This window comes from Vogesella perlucida, assembly GCF_979366545.1.
Genome location: NZ_CEETRO010000011.1, coordinates 62,455 through 77,894, shown reverse-complemented (window position 1 = coordinate 77,894; position 15,440 = coordinate 62,455). Strand labels below are relative to the sequence as shown.

The window sequence follows — 15,440 nt, the reverse complement described above, 5'->3', positions numbered from 1 at the left end:
AAAATGGCCGGGGCTGCTGCCCCGGCTGTGGATAAAGCTGCCGGTGTTGCCAAGTGGTTTGTCCTGGCCGCGGCCATCATTGTGCTGGATCAGCTGACCAAGGTGTATTTCAACGGCAGCTACCAGTATGGTGAGCAGCGCGAGGTGATTCCGGCGCTATTGAACTTTACCCTGCTGTACAACCCTGGTGCTGCGTTCAGCTTTCTGGCCGATGCTGGGGGCTGGCAGAAGTTCTTTTTCACCGGCCTGGCGTTTGCGGTATCGGGCTGGCTGGGCTGGCAGATCGTACAGCGCCAGTTCAGCGGCCTGATGAATCTGGCTGCTGCCTTTATCATGGGCGGTGCACTGGGTAATGTGATCGACCGCCTGATTCACGGCCACGTCATTGACTTTATCCAGGTGCACTGGCAGCAAAGCTGGTACTACCCTGCGTTCAATATTGCAGACAGCTTTATCTGCGTGGGTGCCGTGCTGATGGTGCTGGATAGCTTCAAACAGCCCAAGACCTGAGCCAGGTTGGCCGCATGCGGCCAACCCCGGTTGACGGGCCGCCGCTGGCGGCCCCTTTCATGAAAAGGATTACCGATGACGAAGACCATCATGCTGGCCAACCCGCGCGGCTTCTGTGCCGGGGTGGACCGTGCCATCGCCATCGTCGAGCGGGCGCTGGAGAAATACGGCGCGCCCATCTATGTGCGGCACGAAGTGGTGCATAACCGTTTTGTGGTGGATAACCTGCGCGCCAAAGGCGCCATCTTTATCGAAGAGCTGAAAGATGTGCCGGCTGGCAGCACGCTGATCTACTCGGCGCACGGGGTGCCGTTATCGGTACGCCAGGAGGCCGAAGCGCTGGGCCTGACCGTGTACGACGCCACCTGCCCGCTGGTGACCAAGGTGCACGTAGAGGTAAAACGCATGCACCAGGCCGAGATGGAAATCATCATGATCGGCCACAAGGGCCACCCAGAGGTGGAAGGCACCATGGGGCAGGTGAATAGCCGCATGTACCTGGTGGAGTCGGTGGATGATGTGGCGACGCTGCAGGTGGTCAACCCGGCGGCACTGTCTTACGTGAGCCAGACTACGCTGTCGGTGGACGAAACACGCGATATCATTGCCGCGTTGAAAGCCCGCTTCCCGGCCATTCACAGCCCGAAGAAAGACGATATCTGCTACGCCACGCAAAACCGCCAGGACGCGGTCAAAGTGCTGGCCGACGAGTGCGATATCGTGGTGGTGGTGGGCTCGCCCAATAGCTCCAACTCCAATCGCCTGCGCGAAGTGGCAGCACTGAAAGGTGTGGACGCCTATATGGTAGATAACGCCAGCCTGCTGCAGGCCGCGTGGTTTGACGGCAAGCAGCGTGTGGGCGTGACCGCCGGCGCCAGTGCGCCCGAGGTGCTGGTGCAGGCGGTGATCGAGCAGATCAAAGCCTTTGGTGCGGAGCAAGTCAGTGAGCTGAACGGCGTAGAAGAGCACATTACCTTTGCGCTGCCACCCGGCTTGCGTGATAGCAAGCCGGCAGCCTGATATAGCGCTGGCAGTATGAAAAAGCGGCCAACCTGATCAAGGTTGGCCGCTTTTTTTATGCTGCGCGTGGCGCAGGCTAGGGTTCAGGCGCGTGCCGGGCGCAGGCCGGGGATAGGCAACTTTTGTAGCAGCAGCCCGCTCAGAATCAAGCCCAGGCCGGTGAGGGTGCTGGGCAAGATGGGCTCGCCCAGCAAGGTGCTGATTAGCACCAGCGACAGCATGGGCGACAGGAAAATCAGGTTGGCGATGCGTGCGGTGCTGCTGGTGAGCTTCATGGCCGACAGCCACAGCACAAAGGTAAAGCCCATTTCCAGCGCGCCGACATAGGCCGCCCCTGCGATGCCTTGCCACGCTACCGGGGTCAGCTCGCCGGTGGCGGCGCACCATAGCAGCGTCAGCGGGAGAGAAAGCAGGAAGTTCAGCGTCAGCCCCATCACCGGCTCGCGCTCATCTTTGGCATTAAACAGCCAGTAGCCCGCCCACAGCAGGGTAGACAGCAGCGCAAAGCCGACGCCGGCCAGGTTACTGAAATTCAGCGCCAGCGGGGCACCGCGGGTCGCAATGGTCAGCACGCCGCTATAGCACACCAACGCCGCCAGGCTGTCTTGCAGCTTCAGCTTTTGCCCCAGTACCGGCACGGCCAGCAGCGTCATGGTCAGCGCCCAGGTGTAGTTGATGGCCTGGGCCTCCTGTGCGGGGAGCAGGTCGTAGGCCTGGAACAGGATCAGGTAATAGGCAAACGGGTTCACCGCCCCCAGGATGGCGCTGCGGCGCCAGTGCTGGCGCAGCGCCGCGGGCAGCGTGGCCAGCCGGCCCTGCCAGCCCAGGATGGCCAGTAACGACAGCAGCGAAAACACGCTGGCGTACAGCACCAGCTGTGCCGGGCTCAGGTGGGCCAGGCTGAGTTTGAAAGCGCTGGCCACGGTGGACCAGGCCAGTACGGCGGATAAACCAAATAGGTACGCTTTGTGTTGCGAAGTCAAAATGCGGGGGCTCCTGCCTGTTTCAGGCGCAGGTTCAGTTCATGGGTCATCAGCTGCAGGGTGGTGGTGGCATTCAGGCCGATGGGGCCACCTTGCTCGGCTTCGTATTGTTCGCCGGCGCAGGCGTGCAGGTTGGCCGCCAGGTGGGCGGCATCCAGCAGCGGCATGCCTTGAGCCAGCAGTGCGCAGATGGCCCCGCCCAGCAGGTCGCCCTGGCCGGCGACGGCCAGCGCCGGGCTGCCGTGTGTCAGCAGGCGGAAAGGTTGGCCGCTGGTGGCCAGCAGCGTGCCGCTGCCTTTGAGTAATACGGTGCAGGCAAACTGCTGTGCCAGCTGCTGGGTAGCCGCGATGCGGTCGGCCTGCACCTGCTCGGTACTGCAGTCCAGCAGGCGGGCGGCTTCACTGGGGTGCGGCGTCAACAAGACCGGGTGGCTGCGCTGGCGCAAGCGTGTTTGTAGCTGGCTGTCTGCCGCCAGCAGGTTCAGGGCATCGGCATCCAGTACCAGCGTGTTGTCGTGCAGTAGCAGGGCATTCAGTGTCTGGTGGGCCTGGTCACTCAGGCCCAGGCCCGGGCCGATCAGCATGATGTTGGCCGCAGGAACATGGATACCGTCCTGCCAGGGGCGCAGCATCAGCTCGGGGGTGGCCGGGTCCAGCAGCAGGGTGTCTTGCGTATGGACAAATACTTTGCCGGCACCCAGTGCCAGTGCGGCGCGCCCAGCCAGGATGGCGGCGCCACTCATACCGCGTGCACCGCCTATCACGCTGACGTTGCCGTAGCTGCCTTTATGGCTGCTGTGCCAGCGCCGCAGGGGCCGGGCCGAGGGCACGGCGATACTGCCGCTGGCAGCCGGGTAGTAGGCTGGCGGGCAATCCAGCAGGGCTACGCTGGTTTGCCCGCAGTAGTCGCGCCCTTGGCCGGTATACAGTCCGGGCTTAGGCCCTAGCAGGCTTAGCGTGTGGCTGGCTCGCAGGGCTCCGCCGCGTGGCTGGCCAGTCCAGGCATCCAGGCCGCTGGGGATATCGATAGCCAGCTTGGGGCAGGGCAGGGCATTCAGGCGGCGAATCAGGTGCAGCCATGCCCCGCCCAGTGGGCGACTTAGGCCGACGCCAAACAAGCCATCCAGCAGCCACGCCGGCTGGGCATCGTCTAGGGTTGGCCGCACGCTGCCACCGCCTGCCTGCCAGCGCTGCAAGGCTGCTGCTACTGCACTATTTACCCGTGGCTCGGGCAGCAATACGTCTACCGGATAGCCGGCTTCTTGCAGCAGGCAGGCCGCCAGGATGGCGTCACCGCCATTATTGCCGGGGCCTGCCGCCACCAGAATGGCGGCGCCGGGCGGGATATGCGCCAGGCACCACTGGGCAATGGCTTGTGCGGCGCGCTGCATCAGCTGCAGGCCCGCGGCTTCTGCTTGCTGCTCCAGCTGCCGCAAGGCTGGCAGGGTCAGCAGGCTGTGTTCGGGGCTGTTCATGCGCGGTCTTCTCCCCAGCGTGGCAGCAGGGTATGTGCTACGCCGACTTGGTCCATGATGCGTGCCACGACAAAGTCCACCATGTCTTGCACGCTTTGCGGATGGGTGTAAAAGCCGGGGCTGGGTGGCAGTATGCACACGCCCAGGCGTGCGAGCTTCAGCATGTTTTCCAGGTGGATGGCCGATAGCGGTGCCTCGCGCGGTACCAGCACCAGCTTGCGCTGCTCCTTGATGCTAACGTCGGCGGCACGCTCGATCAGGTTGTCGCTACTGCCGGCGGCAATGGCGGCCAGCGTGCCCATGGAGCAGGGGCATACCACCATGGCGTCGGCCGGGTTGGAGCCGGAGGCTGGCGGGGCAAACCATTCTTCGCGCCCGTACACACGCAGCAGGCCATCGGCAGGGTGGTATTGTTCCTCCAGCCAGGTTTGGAAGGCCGCCGGGCGCGATGGCAGGGTCAGCTTCATTTCCTGCTGGGCGACCACCTGGGCCGCCTGCGAATACAGTACCCACACGCGCACACCGGCAGCAAGCAGGCACTCGATCAGGCGCAGGCCATAGGGCAGGCCAGAGGCGCCGGTAAGGGCTACGGTAATGGTTTGGCTTGGCATGGCGGGTGTTGCTCCAGCAGTGTCAGGGTCAGCACGCCGGTGGCCATACTGGCCAGCAGGCTGCTAAGCATTAAAGGGGGCAGCAGCTGCCAGACCCCATCGTGGGGAATGAGCCATAGCCGCGCCAGTAGCAATTGTCCTGCAAGATGGGCCATGCCGGCCAGCATACTGTGGCTGAGCAGGCTGAAATAGCGTGCCGGCAGCCGGCTAGCCAGCCCCAGCATCAGCAAGCTGCCGGTGCCGCCAGCTAGGCTGAGCCAAAAGCCGGGGGTGAACAGGCTGCCCAGCAGCACGCCCGCCCCCACGATACGCAGCAGGCTGACCCATACGGCCGCCCGCCAGCCGAGCTGGTGCAGGGCAATCAGGGTAACGATATTGGCCAAGCCGGGCTTAATGCCGGGTAGCGGCGAGGGAATGGCGCTTTCCAGCAGCGATAGCGCCAGGCCGACGGCTGCCAGCCGGGCAAGCTGCAGGTCGTGGGTGGTGGCTGGTGGTGGCGGGTCAGAATGCCAGCGAGTCATGGCCGCTATCGCCTTCCAGGGTAATGGCTGTGCGGTTGGGCAGGCACAGGGCGGTACTGCCGGGGCGGCTGAGCCAACCCTGCTGTACGCAATACTGGCGGGGGCTGGGGTCGGCTGCGATGCGGGCGCGCCCTTGGCGTATTTCCACCAGCGTGGCGCCTAGCGGGCCGTGCAGGGCAAACTGGCTATCCAGCCGCAGCGGCCAGCGCTTTACCAGCTGGCCATGCTGGTAGAGCAGCACATGGCTGGCCTGGCCGCGCTGGTACCACAGAAAATAAAAGCTGCCGAAGCAGCTTGCGGCCAACAGGGTGGCGATCAGCAGGTCGCCGGCCTTGCACAGGGCCAGGCGCATGGCTAGTGGTCGCCGCTGCGGCCACCCAGCTGGCGGTGACGAATCAGCACTTGCTCGTCGGCAAAGCTGGCCGCTAGCCGTTCGGTCAGGTACACCGAGCGGTGTTGCCCGCCGGTACAGCCGATGGCGATGGTGACGTAGCTGCGGTTGTCTTGCTTGAAGCGCGGCAGCCAGGTGGCAATAAACTGCCGGATGTCGTCTTCCATTTGCTGTACTTCCGGCTCGCCGGCAAAAAAGTCGCAGATGGCCTGGTCGCGGCCTGTCAGCGGGCGCAAGGCTTCTTCGTAGTAGGGGTTGGGCAGGCAGCGCACGTCAAACACAAAGTCGGCGTCCAGCGGAATACCGTGCTTGAAGCCGAATGATTCGAACACAACGGTCATCCGGCTGCTGTCCGCACCTGCCAGCAGCTTGACGTAGCCACGCAGTGCATTGGCCGACAGATGGCTGGTGTCGATACGGTGGCCCAGCTCGCCCACGTGCTCCAGCATCTCACGCTCCAGGCGGATGCATTCTTCTACTGTGAGGTTGCCATTGGACAAGGGGTGGCGGCGGCGCGTTTCGGAAAAGCGCTTGACCAGGATATCGGTGCTGGCCTCCAGATAAAGCAGCCGTACGTCGATATCCAGGGCACGCAGCGCTTTGATGGCATCGGGCAGGGCGGCCAGGGTGGGGGCCGAGCGGGTATCCACGCTGATGGCGATCTGGCTGTGGCCATGCTCGTGGTACAGCGCTATGGCGTCAGCCAGCATGCTGGGTGGCAGGTTGTCTACGCAGTAATAGCCGCTGTCTTCCAGCACGCGCAGAGCGACGGACTTCCCGGAACCGGACAGGCCACTAATCAGAATCAGCTGCATGTTCCTGGTCTCTTAGCAGGTTGGTATGGCGGTCGATGAACTCGCGCGTGCTATCTATGCCGCGCAGCTGCAGGATGTAGTTACGCACGGCCGCTTCTACCAGTACCGCCAGGTTGCGGCCGGCGGCCACAGGCAGCACCACCTTGCGCACGGTGACACCCAGAATATCTTGTGTCTCGGACTGGATATTCAGCCGGTCCAGTGCCTGCATGGCCTGGTCGTTGGCTTTCATCAGATGGATGATCAGCTTCAGTACTTTCTTGGGCCGCACGGCGGTTTCGCCAAAAATGGTGCGGATATTCAAGATGCCCAAGCCGCGTACTTCCAGAAAATCGCGCAGCAATGGCGGGCAGCGCCCTTCCAGTGTTTCCGGGCCGATACGGTATAGCTCTACCGCATCATCGGCTACCAGACCATGGCCACGCGAGATCAGCTCCAGCGCCAGCTCGCTTTTACCCATGGCCGAGTCGCCCATGATCAGCACGCCGATTTCCAGCACATCCAGAAACACGCCATGCATGACCGTGGATACCGCCAGGGCGCGCGCCAGGTAAATGCGCAGCACGTCCATCAGGTAGGGGCTTTCCAGCGGCGTGCTCATCAGCGGCACATTGTGCGTCTGGCAGTAGTCGTGCAGCAGCTTGGGTACGGGCTGACCATTGGCCACGATCACCACGGCCATGGTCTTGTGGAACAGCTGGTCCAGCGCGGTGCGGGCGGCGGCTTGCTCCAGCTTGTTCAGGTATTCCACTTCGGCCAGACCTAGTACCTGCACCCGGTTGGGGTGGATAAAGTTCAGGTGGCCCACCAGCGCCTGGGTTGGCCGCTGCTCTTCATTGGAAATCAGGTTGTCAGAACCGGCGCGGCTGGCCACCCAGCTCAGGCTCAGCTTGTGCTGGTTGTCCTGATACAGGCGGCGCACACTGATATTAGGCATGGGGGGCGTTTCCGGTGAGTAACTCGTACAGGGTTACAGCGTCGCAACTGGCCATTTTTTCACGCAGGCTACGGCTGGAGAACAGCTGGGCCAGCTCGGATAGCACCTGCAGGTGCAGGTCGGTAGCCTGCTCAGGCACCAGCAGGACAAACAGCAGGTTAACCGGCTTGCCGTCGGGCGAGTCGAACGGTATCGGGCTGGCCAGGCGGATAAACACGCCGGTGGCCTCTTTCAGGCCTTTTACCCGGCCATGCGGTATGGCTACACCCTGACCCAGCCCGGTTGAGCCCAGCTTTTCGCGGGCAAACAGGCTGTCAAAGATGTCACTGCGGGCAATGCCATGGCTGTTTTCAACCATCAGGCCTACCTGTTCGAACAGGCGCTTCTTGCTGGATACGTCTACATCCGCCAGCACGTTTTGCTGCGGAAGAATCTTGCCAATCAAGCTCATGATTTACATTTGCCGGAAAAAACCGTCGGCCATTCTACGCCGAGTCGGCTGTTTGCAATAGGGCAGGATAAGACCTGCCTGGGCCGGATAAGTGCCGCTGGCCAACGCCGGATATCCGCTCGTACAGAGGCAGGCTGCGGGTACTGCCTGTATTGGCAAGCCGGCTATTCTGGTGCGTGGCACAGTTTGGTTCGGGGCCAAATGTGGGCATGCGCATTTTGCCCTGTTTGGCGCATGGTGCTGCATTGAAATCGGTGTGACAGGCAAAAAATAGTCTGGCTGCGGCAGGAAAACAAAAACGGGAGCCTGGTGGCTCCCGTGTTGTGCATCAATGTGCCTTACAGGGTGGCGTTGACCTGTTGGGCGTTAACCCGGTGTTCACCCTGTTTTTCCTTGAACTTCAATACCTGACGGTCCAGTTTATCCATCAGTGTGTCGATGGCAGCGTACATGTCGGCTTCTTCCGATTCGACATGAATATCTTTGCCTGCCAGATGAACGTTGACCTCCGCTTTTTGTACCAGTTTATCAACCGACAGCGTCACGTTAACGCCAATGACATTATCTACGTGGCGGGTGATGCGTTCTAGTTTGCTCTCGATGTATTCGCGAATCGATGGGGTAACTTCGAGGTGTAGACCGGTAATTTTGAGGTTCATACCCTGACTCCTTCTGTTAACAGTGCGGTCGGGCTGGCCGCACCGGTGTTTTGGCACTTCTATAAGGCCTTGCGAAGGCTAACTGGCGGAATCTGCATAGCTTCACGATACTTGGCTACCGTACGTCTGGCAACCTGAATACCCTGTGCCGTGAGCTTGTCGGCGATGGCGCTGTCCGATAGCGGTTTTTTGCCATCTTCGCCATCAATGATCTGGCGTATCAGCGCCTTGATAGCTGTGGCAGAGCACTCGCCGCCACTATCCGTTTCCAGGGCATTACCAAAGAAATATTTCAGCTCGAACAAGCCCCTGCTGCATAGCAGATACTTCTGGGTCGTAACTCTGGAAATGGTGGATTCATGCAAACCCAGCTCGTCTGCGATGTCTCGCAATATCAGCGGGCGCATGGCCACTTCACCGTGTTCAAAGAACGCTTGCTGCCTTTCAACTATAGATTCCGACACTTTCAGGATGGTGTCAAACCGTTGCTGAATGTTTTTTACCAGCCATCTGGCCTCTTGCAGTTGGCCCGAAAGGTTGTGGCTGTTGTCCCGTTGCTGCAGCATGTTTGCATACAGCTGATTTACTTGAAGTTTTGGTAGCGAGCCGCGATTGAGCTGGGCAACCCAGCGCCCGCCGCGCCGCACGACATGGATATCCGGCGCGACATAATGTGTCTCGCCCTGGTCAAAACCACTGGTGGGCCTGGGGCGCAGCGTGGCAATAAGACTATGCGCGGCGCGTAATTCGGCTTCGCCCACACCCAGGATTTTCTTCAGCCGGGTGTAGTCACGGCTACCCAGCAGCGCCAGGTGTTCTCCTGCCAGCTTGCGGGCCAGGGGGAGCGATGGGGTGTGCGCGGGCAGGTTGGCTAGCTGTAACGCCAGAAACTCTCCCAGGTCGCGGCTGCCTATGCCCATGGGCTCAAATTGCATCATGAGCTTGCGCAGGGTTTCCAGCTCTTCGGTTTCGACATCCAGCTCCAGCGGCAGTTCGGCCGCTACCTCTTCCAGCGGTGTTTGCAGGTAGCCATCGTCGTCCAGCTCGTCTATCAGCAAAGCCAGCAGGGCACTATCGCGGCGGCCCAGCTGGGTTTCCCGCATCTGTGCCGTGAGGTGTTCGCGCAGGGTGGGGCGGCAGGGGGCATTGAGAATGGGGTCGAATTCGTCGTCGCCATCGTGGCTGCCGCCTCCGCCTCCACTACCCCAGTCCGTGAGCTCCATGCTGTCTTGCTGGCGGTCTTCGGCGGTGTCGTTGCTGCTTTCCTGGGTAACGGGCGCATCACCTTCTGCTGGCGGGCTATCGCTACCGTCGCTGCGCTCCAGTAGCGGGTTTTCCAGCAGGTAGCGCTCCAGTTCGCTGGACAAGTCCAGTGTGGACATTTGCAGCAGTTTGATGGACTGCTGCAGTTGCGGGGTCAGGGTAAGCTGCTGGCTGACTTTGAGCTGGAGGGTCTGTTTCATTTCGCTTACAGGTGGAAATGCTCGCCCAGGTAAACCTGGCGAACCTGTTCGTTATTGACCAGTTCGTCTGGCAAGCCGGAGGCCAGCACGCGGCCTTCGGAAATAATGTAGGCACGGTCGCAGATGCGCAGCGTTTCGCGCACATTGTGGTCGGTAATCAGCACCCCGATACCGCGCTCTTTCAGGAACGAGATGATTTTCTGGATGTCGATCACGGCAATCGGATCCACACCGGCAAAGGGCTCGTCCAGCAGAATGAAGCGCGGTTTGGTGGCCAGCACGCGGGCAATTTCCACACGGCGCCGCTCACCGCCAGACAGGGCCATGGCGTTGGTTTCGCGCAGGTGGCCGATGTTCAGGTCATCCAGCAGCAATTGCAGCTCATTATCCAGCACCTCACCGGACAGACCGGCCACTTCCAGTACCGCCTGGATGTTTTCCTCTACCGTCATCTTGCGGAAGATGGACGCCTCTTGTGGCAGATAACCCAAGCCTAGCCGTGCACGTTTGTGGATGGGCAAGTGGGTGATGACTTCACCATTGAGCGTGATTTCACCGGCTTCGGCAGCGACCAGCCCGACCACCATGTAAAAGCTGGTGGTCTTGCCGGCACCGTTCGGGCCGAGCAAGCCGATGACCTCGCCACTGGCGATATCCATGGAAACATCCCGTACGACGGTCCGCTTCTTGAAGGTTTTTTTCAGGTGCTGGATGCTCAGCCGGCTTTGGCTCATGGTTTTTCCTGCGGCTGAAGGATGATGGTGACGCGGCCGGAGGTGTTGCTGCCGCCCTGGCCTTTCACCTGGTAAATCTCGGTGGCGGTGTTGTAGGTGATCTGTTCGCCGGTGACCACGTCTTTACCGCGCTTGACTTGCGCTTTGCCGCTCAGTACCACGGTATTGCTGGCCGAGTCGTAATCTACACGGCTGGCCTGACCGTCTATGTATTCAGCCTGGCCGTCCAGTTTCTGGCGGAAGTACACCGGGCTGCCGGTGGCTTGCAGCTTCTGGCGGCGGTTGGCGTCTTGCGTGGCAACGGTTTTTTGTGCGCGCAGGCTCAGGGTACCCTGGGTGATGATGACATTGCCCTCAAACACGTTGATACCCTGTTTTTGGTCCAGCGATGCGCTGTCGGCATTCACTTCGATAGGTTTGCTGCTGTCGGCTTTTTCGGCGAATGCAGGGGTGCAGACGGTACCGAGTGCCAGCGCAAGCATCAGGCTATGGCGCATAGGAAATCCTTACTCGAGATAGCAGTTTCAGCTGCCCCGCGGGGTGATTGTAATAGAAGCCGATAGCGTTGATACGCGACTGGCCATCGTCAATGGTCACCGGGGCCTGGTTGCTGAGAATGCCACTCTGGCTGTTTACCCGTAGCGAGGGGGTTTGCAGATGAATGGCGGCTTGCTGGCCCATGGGCTGGCGCAGCATGTCGACGTGGCCTTCAAACAGCCCGATACCGGTACTGCGGGCGTAGCGGCCCTGGTCGGCACGCAGGGTGTAGTCCAGCTGGCCGTTGCGGTATTGCTTTACATCGGGCTGCTGCATGTAGACCTGTTCGGTTTGTGGCAGCTTCCACATTTTGCTGGCGTGCAGCCGTTGCAGTGGCTGGCCTTGTTCGTCGAAACGGGTGGCCTGCAGCTTGTCGATCGTGTACTCGGGCTGGGTCGGGTCGAGTTTATGCTGCGCTGGCGTGCGCCATTGCGTCAGCACGTTCAGCCAGAACGATAGCAGGCCCATGGCCAGCATCAGCCCGATGGGGAACAGTCGTGCCGCGCGGTTCATTCTAGGTAGCTGGCCATGACACGGTCAAAGTTGCCCTGGGCTTGCATGATGAGCTCGCACAGCTCGCGTACGGCACCACGCCCACCGCGGTTACCTGTCACAAAGTGGGCGTGCTGGCGCACAAAGCTTGGCGCATCCGGTACCGCTACGGCCAACCCCACACGGCTCATCACCGGCAGGTCGATGACATCGTCGCCAATATAGGCGCAGTCTTCGGCTGCAATACCGGTTTTGGCCAGCAGGTCGGCAAAGGCGGTGCGCTTGTCGTGCACGCCTTCGTAGTAGTGGTCTATGCCCAGGCCGCGTACACGGTGCGCCACGCTAGGTGCGGCGCGGCCGGTGATGATGGCCAGCTGTACGCCGGTGGCTTGCAGCATTTTCAGGCCGTGGCCGTCCAGGGTGTTGAAGGCTTTGAACTCTTCGCCGCTGGCGGTAATGAAGATGCGGCCATCGGTCAGCACGCCGTCTACGTCCAGGATCAGCAGGCGGGTTCGTTTGGCCAGGTCGGTCATTTTTTGCATGGGGGTCCTTACACCACGCCTGCCTTGAGCAGGTCGTGCATATTGAGCGCACCAATCAGGGCGCCGTTGCCGTCTACTACCAGCAGGCCGTTGATCTTGCGCAGCTCCATCTCTTTTGCGGCTTCGGCGGCTAGCAGGTTGGCCGCAATGGTGCGCGGCTGGCGGCCCATGACGTCATCGATCGTGAGGCCTGCCAAGTCTAGCGACCGGTCCAGCGTACGCCGCAAGTCGCCATCGGTAAAGATGCCTGCCAGGTGGCCGTCGGCATCCAGCACGGCGGTCATACCCAGGCCTTTGCGGGTCATTTCCAGCAGGGCGTCTTTTAGCGATGCGCCGCTGCGTACCACCGGCAGGGCGTCGCCACTGTGCATGACGTCGCTGATATGTACCAGCAGGCGGCGGCCCAGGCTGCCACCGGGGTGCGACAGGGCAAAGTCTTCCGGTTTGAAATCGCGGGCATCCAGCAGGGTCACCGCCAGGGCATCGCCCATGGCCAGCGCTGCCGTGGTGCTGGTGGTAGGGGCCAGGCCCAGGGTGCAGGCCTCTTTTTCTACCGACACATCCAGGTGCACATTGGCCTCTTGCGCCAGGGTGGACTGCGGGCGGCCGGTCATGGCGATAATGGCAATCCCCTTGCGCTTGAGCGCGGGCAGCAGGGCGATGATTTCGTCGCTTTCGCCCGAGTTGGACAGCGCCAGAATCACGTCACGCGTGGTGACCATGCCCAGGTCACCGTGTGCAGCTTCTGCCGGATGCATGAAGAACGACGGGGTGCCGGTGCTGGCCAGCGTGGCGGCAATCTTGCGGCCAACGTGGCCCGATTTACCGATACCGGTGACAATGACGCGGCCCTGGCAGGCCAGTATCAGGCTGACTGCGGCCAGAAAAGCGTCGTCCAGGCGCTGTGCCATGCTGTGGATGGCATCCGCTTCGATGTGTAGCACCTCGCGCGCCAGCGCCAGCTGCTGTTGTTTTTGCTCAATATCCATAGTCACCAATTATATCAGCTTATAATCGTTCGACCTTACCTGGCGGGTGCAAGTTTTGCTTGGCCTGTTTTTTGTCGCGAGGAGCACTCCCCCACGATGCATTCCCTGTTTCCCATAGTAGTGGTGTTGCTGGTGGCCGTTTTGGCTGTGACCGCCTGCCGTAGCCTGCGTGTACCGCCCATGCTGGGCTATCTGGTGGTGGGCTTCCTGGCCGGCCCCGGTGTGATGCACCTGATACCGGAAGGCCCCGAGACCGAGTTTCTGGGCGAAATCGGCATTGTCTTCATGATGTTTTCCATCGGGCTGGAGTTTTCGCTGGCCAAGCTCAAGGCCATGAAGCATCTGGTGTTCGGCGTGGGGCTGGCGCAGGTGGTGGTCACGCTGCTGCTGATTACGGGTGCCGTGGGTTGGCTTACCGGCAGTACGCTGGCGGGTTTTGCCATTGGCGCTGCGCTGACCATGTCGTCTACCGCGATTGTCAGCAAGCTGTTGGCCGAGCGGCTGGAGCTGGCGCAGCCGCATGGCCAGCTGGCCATGGGTACGCTGCTGTTCCAGGATATTGCCGTGGTGCCCCTGCTGATCCTGCTGCCGGCCTTTGCGGCCAACTCTAGCCATCTGGCTGCCGACCTGGGCATGGCGGCGGTGAAAGTGGTGCTGGTACTAAGCCTGCTGCTGGTGTTTGGCCAGCGCCTGATGCGGCCGTGGTTTCACCTGGTCGCGCGCCAGCGCTCCAGCGAGCTGTTCATGATCAATGTACTGCTCATTACTCTGGGGGTGGCGTTTATCACCCAGCAGGCCGGCCTGTCGCTGGCACTGGGGGCGTTTGTGGCGGGTATGCTGATTTCGGAAACCGAATACCGTTTTCAGGTAGAGGAAGACATCAAGCCTTTCCGCGATATTTTGCTCGGCTTCTTCTTTATTACCGTTGGCATGCGGCTGGATGTGGGCGTGCTGTTCCAGCAGTCGGGTGCCGTGCTGTTGATGCTGGTGTTGCTGCTGCCGGTCAAATTGCTGGTGGTGTTCGGTCTGGCACGCGCCATGGGTCACCGGGCCAACGATGCGTTCAAGGCAGGCCTGGCGCTGGCGCAGGGCGGCGAGTTCGGTTTTGTATTGCTGTCGCTGTCCGGTAGCCTCAAGCTGCTGCAGCCGGCTACCGAGCAGGCGGCCATCGCCGGTATTTTGCTGTCCATGCTGGCGGCGCCGTTCCTGATCCAGTACGCCGACCGTATCAGCAAACGCCTGATCAAGCAGGACTGGGCGCTGATGTCGGTAGACCTGCACCAGATCCTCGTGCAGACCATGAGCAAGAACGAGCACGTAATCATTTGCGGCTACGGCCGTAGTGGCCAGTACCTGGCCCGATTGCTGGAAAGCGAAGACATTTCCTTTTTTGCGCTGGATCTGGACCCGGAGCGCGTGCGCGAGGCGGGCGAGGCGGGCGACCCGGTGGTGTTTGGCGATGCCGCCAAGCGCGAGGTGCTGATGGCGGCGGGCGCGCTGCGCGCCAAGGCGGTGGTGATTACCTTTGCCGACACCCATGCCTCCGAACGCATTATTGATGTAGTACGCCAGCTGCGCAGCGACTTGCCGGTGATTGTGCGTACCATCGACGACACCGATATCGAGCAGCTGCGCCAGGCAGGTGCCGATGAAGTGGTATCCGAGGTAATGGAAGGTAGCCTGATGCTTGCCTCGCACGCGCTGGTGGTGCTGGGCGTGCCGCTGGGCCGCGTGCTGCGCCGTATCCGCACCGTGCGTGAAGAGCGCTACAACCTGTTCAAGGGTTTCTTCCGCGGTGCCAGTGACGAAGTGGACGGTATCGATGATAGCCAGATGTCGCGCTTGCATAGCGTGCAGCTGGTCAGCGGTGCGCACGCTATCGGCTCGCCGCTGGGGGCCATCAAGCTACCCGAGCGCCAGGTCGAGGTGAAAGCCGTGCGCCGCGGCCATACGCGCTATACCGAGCTGACGCCGGATTTCGAGCTATGCGAGGGCGATGTACTGGTACTGCTGGCCCGGCCGGAGCAGCTGCTCTTGGCGGAGACCTTGCTGTTGCAGGGTTGATAGTCGGCCTGTGTGGCTGTATTGAAACGAAAAAGATTGGCCGCAATCCTGTGCGGCCAACTTTTTTGCTGGTGGGCAAGATTGTGCACGGGCTGGTTGAATGTCTGGCCAAGCTGGGCAGCGCGACAGGGGGAGCCAGCTGTTGGGCTGTTTACGAAACAAGGCCTGTCTGCGTGGCAAACAGGCCTTGTCGCGACTTGGCCAAGGTTGGCCGCACGATGGGCTGCCAGGCTGTTGGTTGCGGGC

Annotated in this window: 18 protein-coding genes; 3 read left to right on the top strand and 15 right to left on the bottom strand. The window is 61.4% G+C overall.

All coding sequences use genetic code 11. From position 1 onward, the window contains the following. Positions 1-3: 3 nt before the first annotated feature. Positions 4-510: a signal peptidase II gene (gene lspA / locus ACZ9XP_RS15350; RefSeq protein WP_147683228.1), complete on the top strand. Its 507-nt coding sequence runs from the start codon at positions 4-6 to the stop codon at positions 508-510. A gap of 75 nt (positions 511-585) precedes the next feature. Next, on the top strand, positions 586-1,530 hold the full coding sequence (ispH, locus tag ACZ9XP_RS15345) for a 4-hydroxy-3-methylbut-2-enyl diphosphate reductase (RefSeq protein WP_147683021.1): 945 nt from the start codon (positions 586-588) through the stop codon (positions 1,528-1,530). Between the two features lie 83 nt (positions 1,531-1,613). On the opposite strand, the gene ACZ9XP_RS15340 is transcribed toward ispH, so the two are convergent. The 15 genes from ACZ9XP_RS15340 to ACZ9XP_RS15270 all read right to left on the bottom strand — a co-directional run bounded on the left by ACZ9XP_RS15340 (position 1,614) and on the right by ACZ9XP_RS15270 (position 13,124). Continuing rightward, positions 1,614-2,513, bottom strand: coding sequence for a DMT family transporter (locus ACZ9XP_RS15340; RefSeq protein ID WP_147683023.1), 900 nt, complete (start codon positions 2,511-2,513; stop codon positions 1,614-1,616). Continuing rightward, positions 2,510-3,988, bottom strand: a complete 1,479-nt coding sequence (locus ACZ9XP_RS15335; protein WP_465188727.1) for an NAD(P)H-hydrate dehydratase — start codon at positions 3,986-3,988, stop codon at positions 2,510-2,512. Before ACZ9XP_RS15335 ends, ACZ9XP_RS15340 begins: the two co-directional genes overlap by 4 nt. Beyond that, the gene (locus tag ACZ9XP_RS15330) at positions 3,985-4,599 is read right to left on the bottom strand and encodes a flavin prenyltransferase UbiX (protein ID WP_147683028.1); all 615 of its coding nucleotides are present in this window, start codon (positions 4,597-4,599) and stop codon (positions 3,985-3,987) included. Before ACZ9XP_RS15330 ends, ACZ9XP_RS15335 begins: the two co-directional genes overlap by 4 nt. After that, the gene (locus tag ACZ9XP_RS15325; protein ID WP_147683030.1) at positions 4,575-5,120 is read right to left on the bottom strand and encodes a Gx transporter family protein; all 546 of its coding nucleotides are present in this window, start codon (positions 5,118-5,120) and stop codon (positions 4,575-4,577) included. Before ACZ9XP_RS15325 ends, ACZ9XP_RS15330 begins: the two co-directional genes overlap by 25 nt. After that, complete coding sequence (locus tag ACZ9XP_RS15320; RefSeq protein WP_147683032.1) at positions 5,101-5,472, bottom strand: NusG domain II-containing protein; 372 nt, start codon at positions 5,470-5,472, stop codon at positions 5,101-5,103. The genes ACZ9XP_RS15325 and ACZ9XP_RS15320 overlap by 20 nt, the downstream gene beginning before the upstream one ends. Positions 5,473-5,474: 2 nt before the next feature. After that, complete coding sequence (rapZ, locus tag ACZ9XP_RS15315; RefSeq protein WP_147683034.1) at positions 5,475-6,326, bottom strand: RNase adapter RapZ; 852 nt, start codon at positions 6,324-6,326, stop codon at positions 5,475-5,477. Beyond that, positions 6,307-7,263 (bottom strand): HPr(Ser) kinase/phosphatase, encoded by a 957-nt coding sequence (gene hprK, locus ACZ9XP_RS15310; RefSeq protein ID WP_017510096.1) that lies wholly within the window; start codon positions 7,261-7,263, stop codon positions 6,307-6,309. Before hprK ends, rapZ begins: the two co-directional genes overlap by 20 nt. Beyond that, positions 7,256-7,714 (bottom strand): PTS IIA-like nitrogen regulatory protein PtsN, encoded by a 459-nt coding sequence (gene ptsN / locus ACZ9XP_RS15305; RefSeq protein ID WP_147683036.1) that lies wholly within the window; start codon positions 7,712-7,714, stop codon positions 7,256-7,258. Before ptsN ends, hprK begins: the two co-directional genes overlap by 8 nt. Before the next feature lie 338 nt (positions 7,715-8,052). Then, positions 8,053-8,373, bottom strand: a complete 321-nt coding sequence (gene hpf / locus ACZ9XP_RS15300; protein ID WP_017510098.1) for a ribosome hibernation-promoting factor, HPF/YfiA family — start codon at positions 8,371-8,373, stop codon at positions 8,053-8,055. A gap of 59 nt (positions 8,374-8,432) precedes the next feature. Then, positions 8,433-9,836: an RNA polymerase factor sigma-54 gene (locus ACZ9XP_RS15295; RefSeq protein WP_147683038.1), complete on the bottom strand. Its 1,404-nt coding sequence runs from the start codon at positions 9,834-9,836 to the stop codon at positions 8,433-8,435. A 5-nt stretch (positions 9,837-9,841) separates the two neighbouring features. Beyond that, positions 9,842-10,570 (bottom strand): LPS export ABC transporter ATP-binding protein, encoded by a 729-nt coding sequence (lptB, locus tag ACZ9XP_RS15290; protein ID WP_147683040.1) that lies wholly within the window; start codon positions 10,568-10,570, stop codon positions 9,842-9,844. Then, entirely contained in the window at positions 10,567-11,067 is a 501-nt protein-coding gene (lptA, locus tag ACZ9XP_RS15285; protein WP_147683043.1) for a lipopolysaccharide transport periplasmic protein LptA, read from the bottom strand. Before lptA ends, lptB begins: the two co-directional genes overlap by 4 nt. After that, complete coding sequence (gene lptC / locus ACZ9XP_RS15280; RefSeq protein ID WP_147683045.1) at positions 11,057-11,620, bottom strand: LPS export ABC transporter periplasmic protein LptC; 564 nt, start codon at positions 11,618-11,620, stop codon at positions 11,057-11,059. The genes lptA and lptC overlap by 11 nt, the downstream gene beginning before the upstream one ends. Then, positions 11,617-12,141, bottom strand: coding sequence for a 3-deoxy-manno-octulosonate-8-phosphatase KdsC (gene kdsC / locus ACZ9XP_RS15275; protein ID WP_147683046.1), 525 nt, complete (start codon positions 12,139-12,141; stop codon positions 11,617-11,619). The genes lptC and kdsC overlap by 4 nt, the downstream gene beginning before the upstream one ends. A gap of 8 nt (positions 12,142-12,149) precedes the next feature. After that, positions 12,150-13,124, bottom strand: coding sequence for a KpsF/GutQ family sugar-phosphate isomerase (locus ACZ9XP_RS15270; RefSeq protein ID WP_465188748.1), 975 nt, complete (start codon positions 13,122-13,124; stop codon positions 12,150-12,152). Between the two features lie 102 nt (positions 13,125-13,226). Here ACZ9XP_RS15270 and ACZ9XP_RS15265 point away from each other — a divergent pair, with 102 nt between their 5' ends. Further along, a complete protein-coding gene (locus tag ACZ9XP_RS15265; protein ID WP_147683047.1) occupies positions 13,227-15,194 on the top strand; it encodes a monovalent cation:proton antiporter family protein in 1,968 nt (655 codons plus the stop codon). The last annotated feature ends 246 nt before the right edge of the window (positions 15,195-15,440 follow it).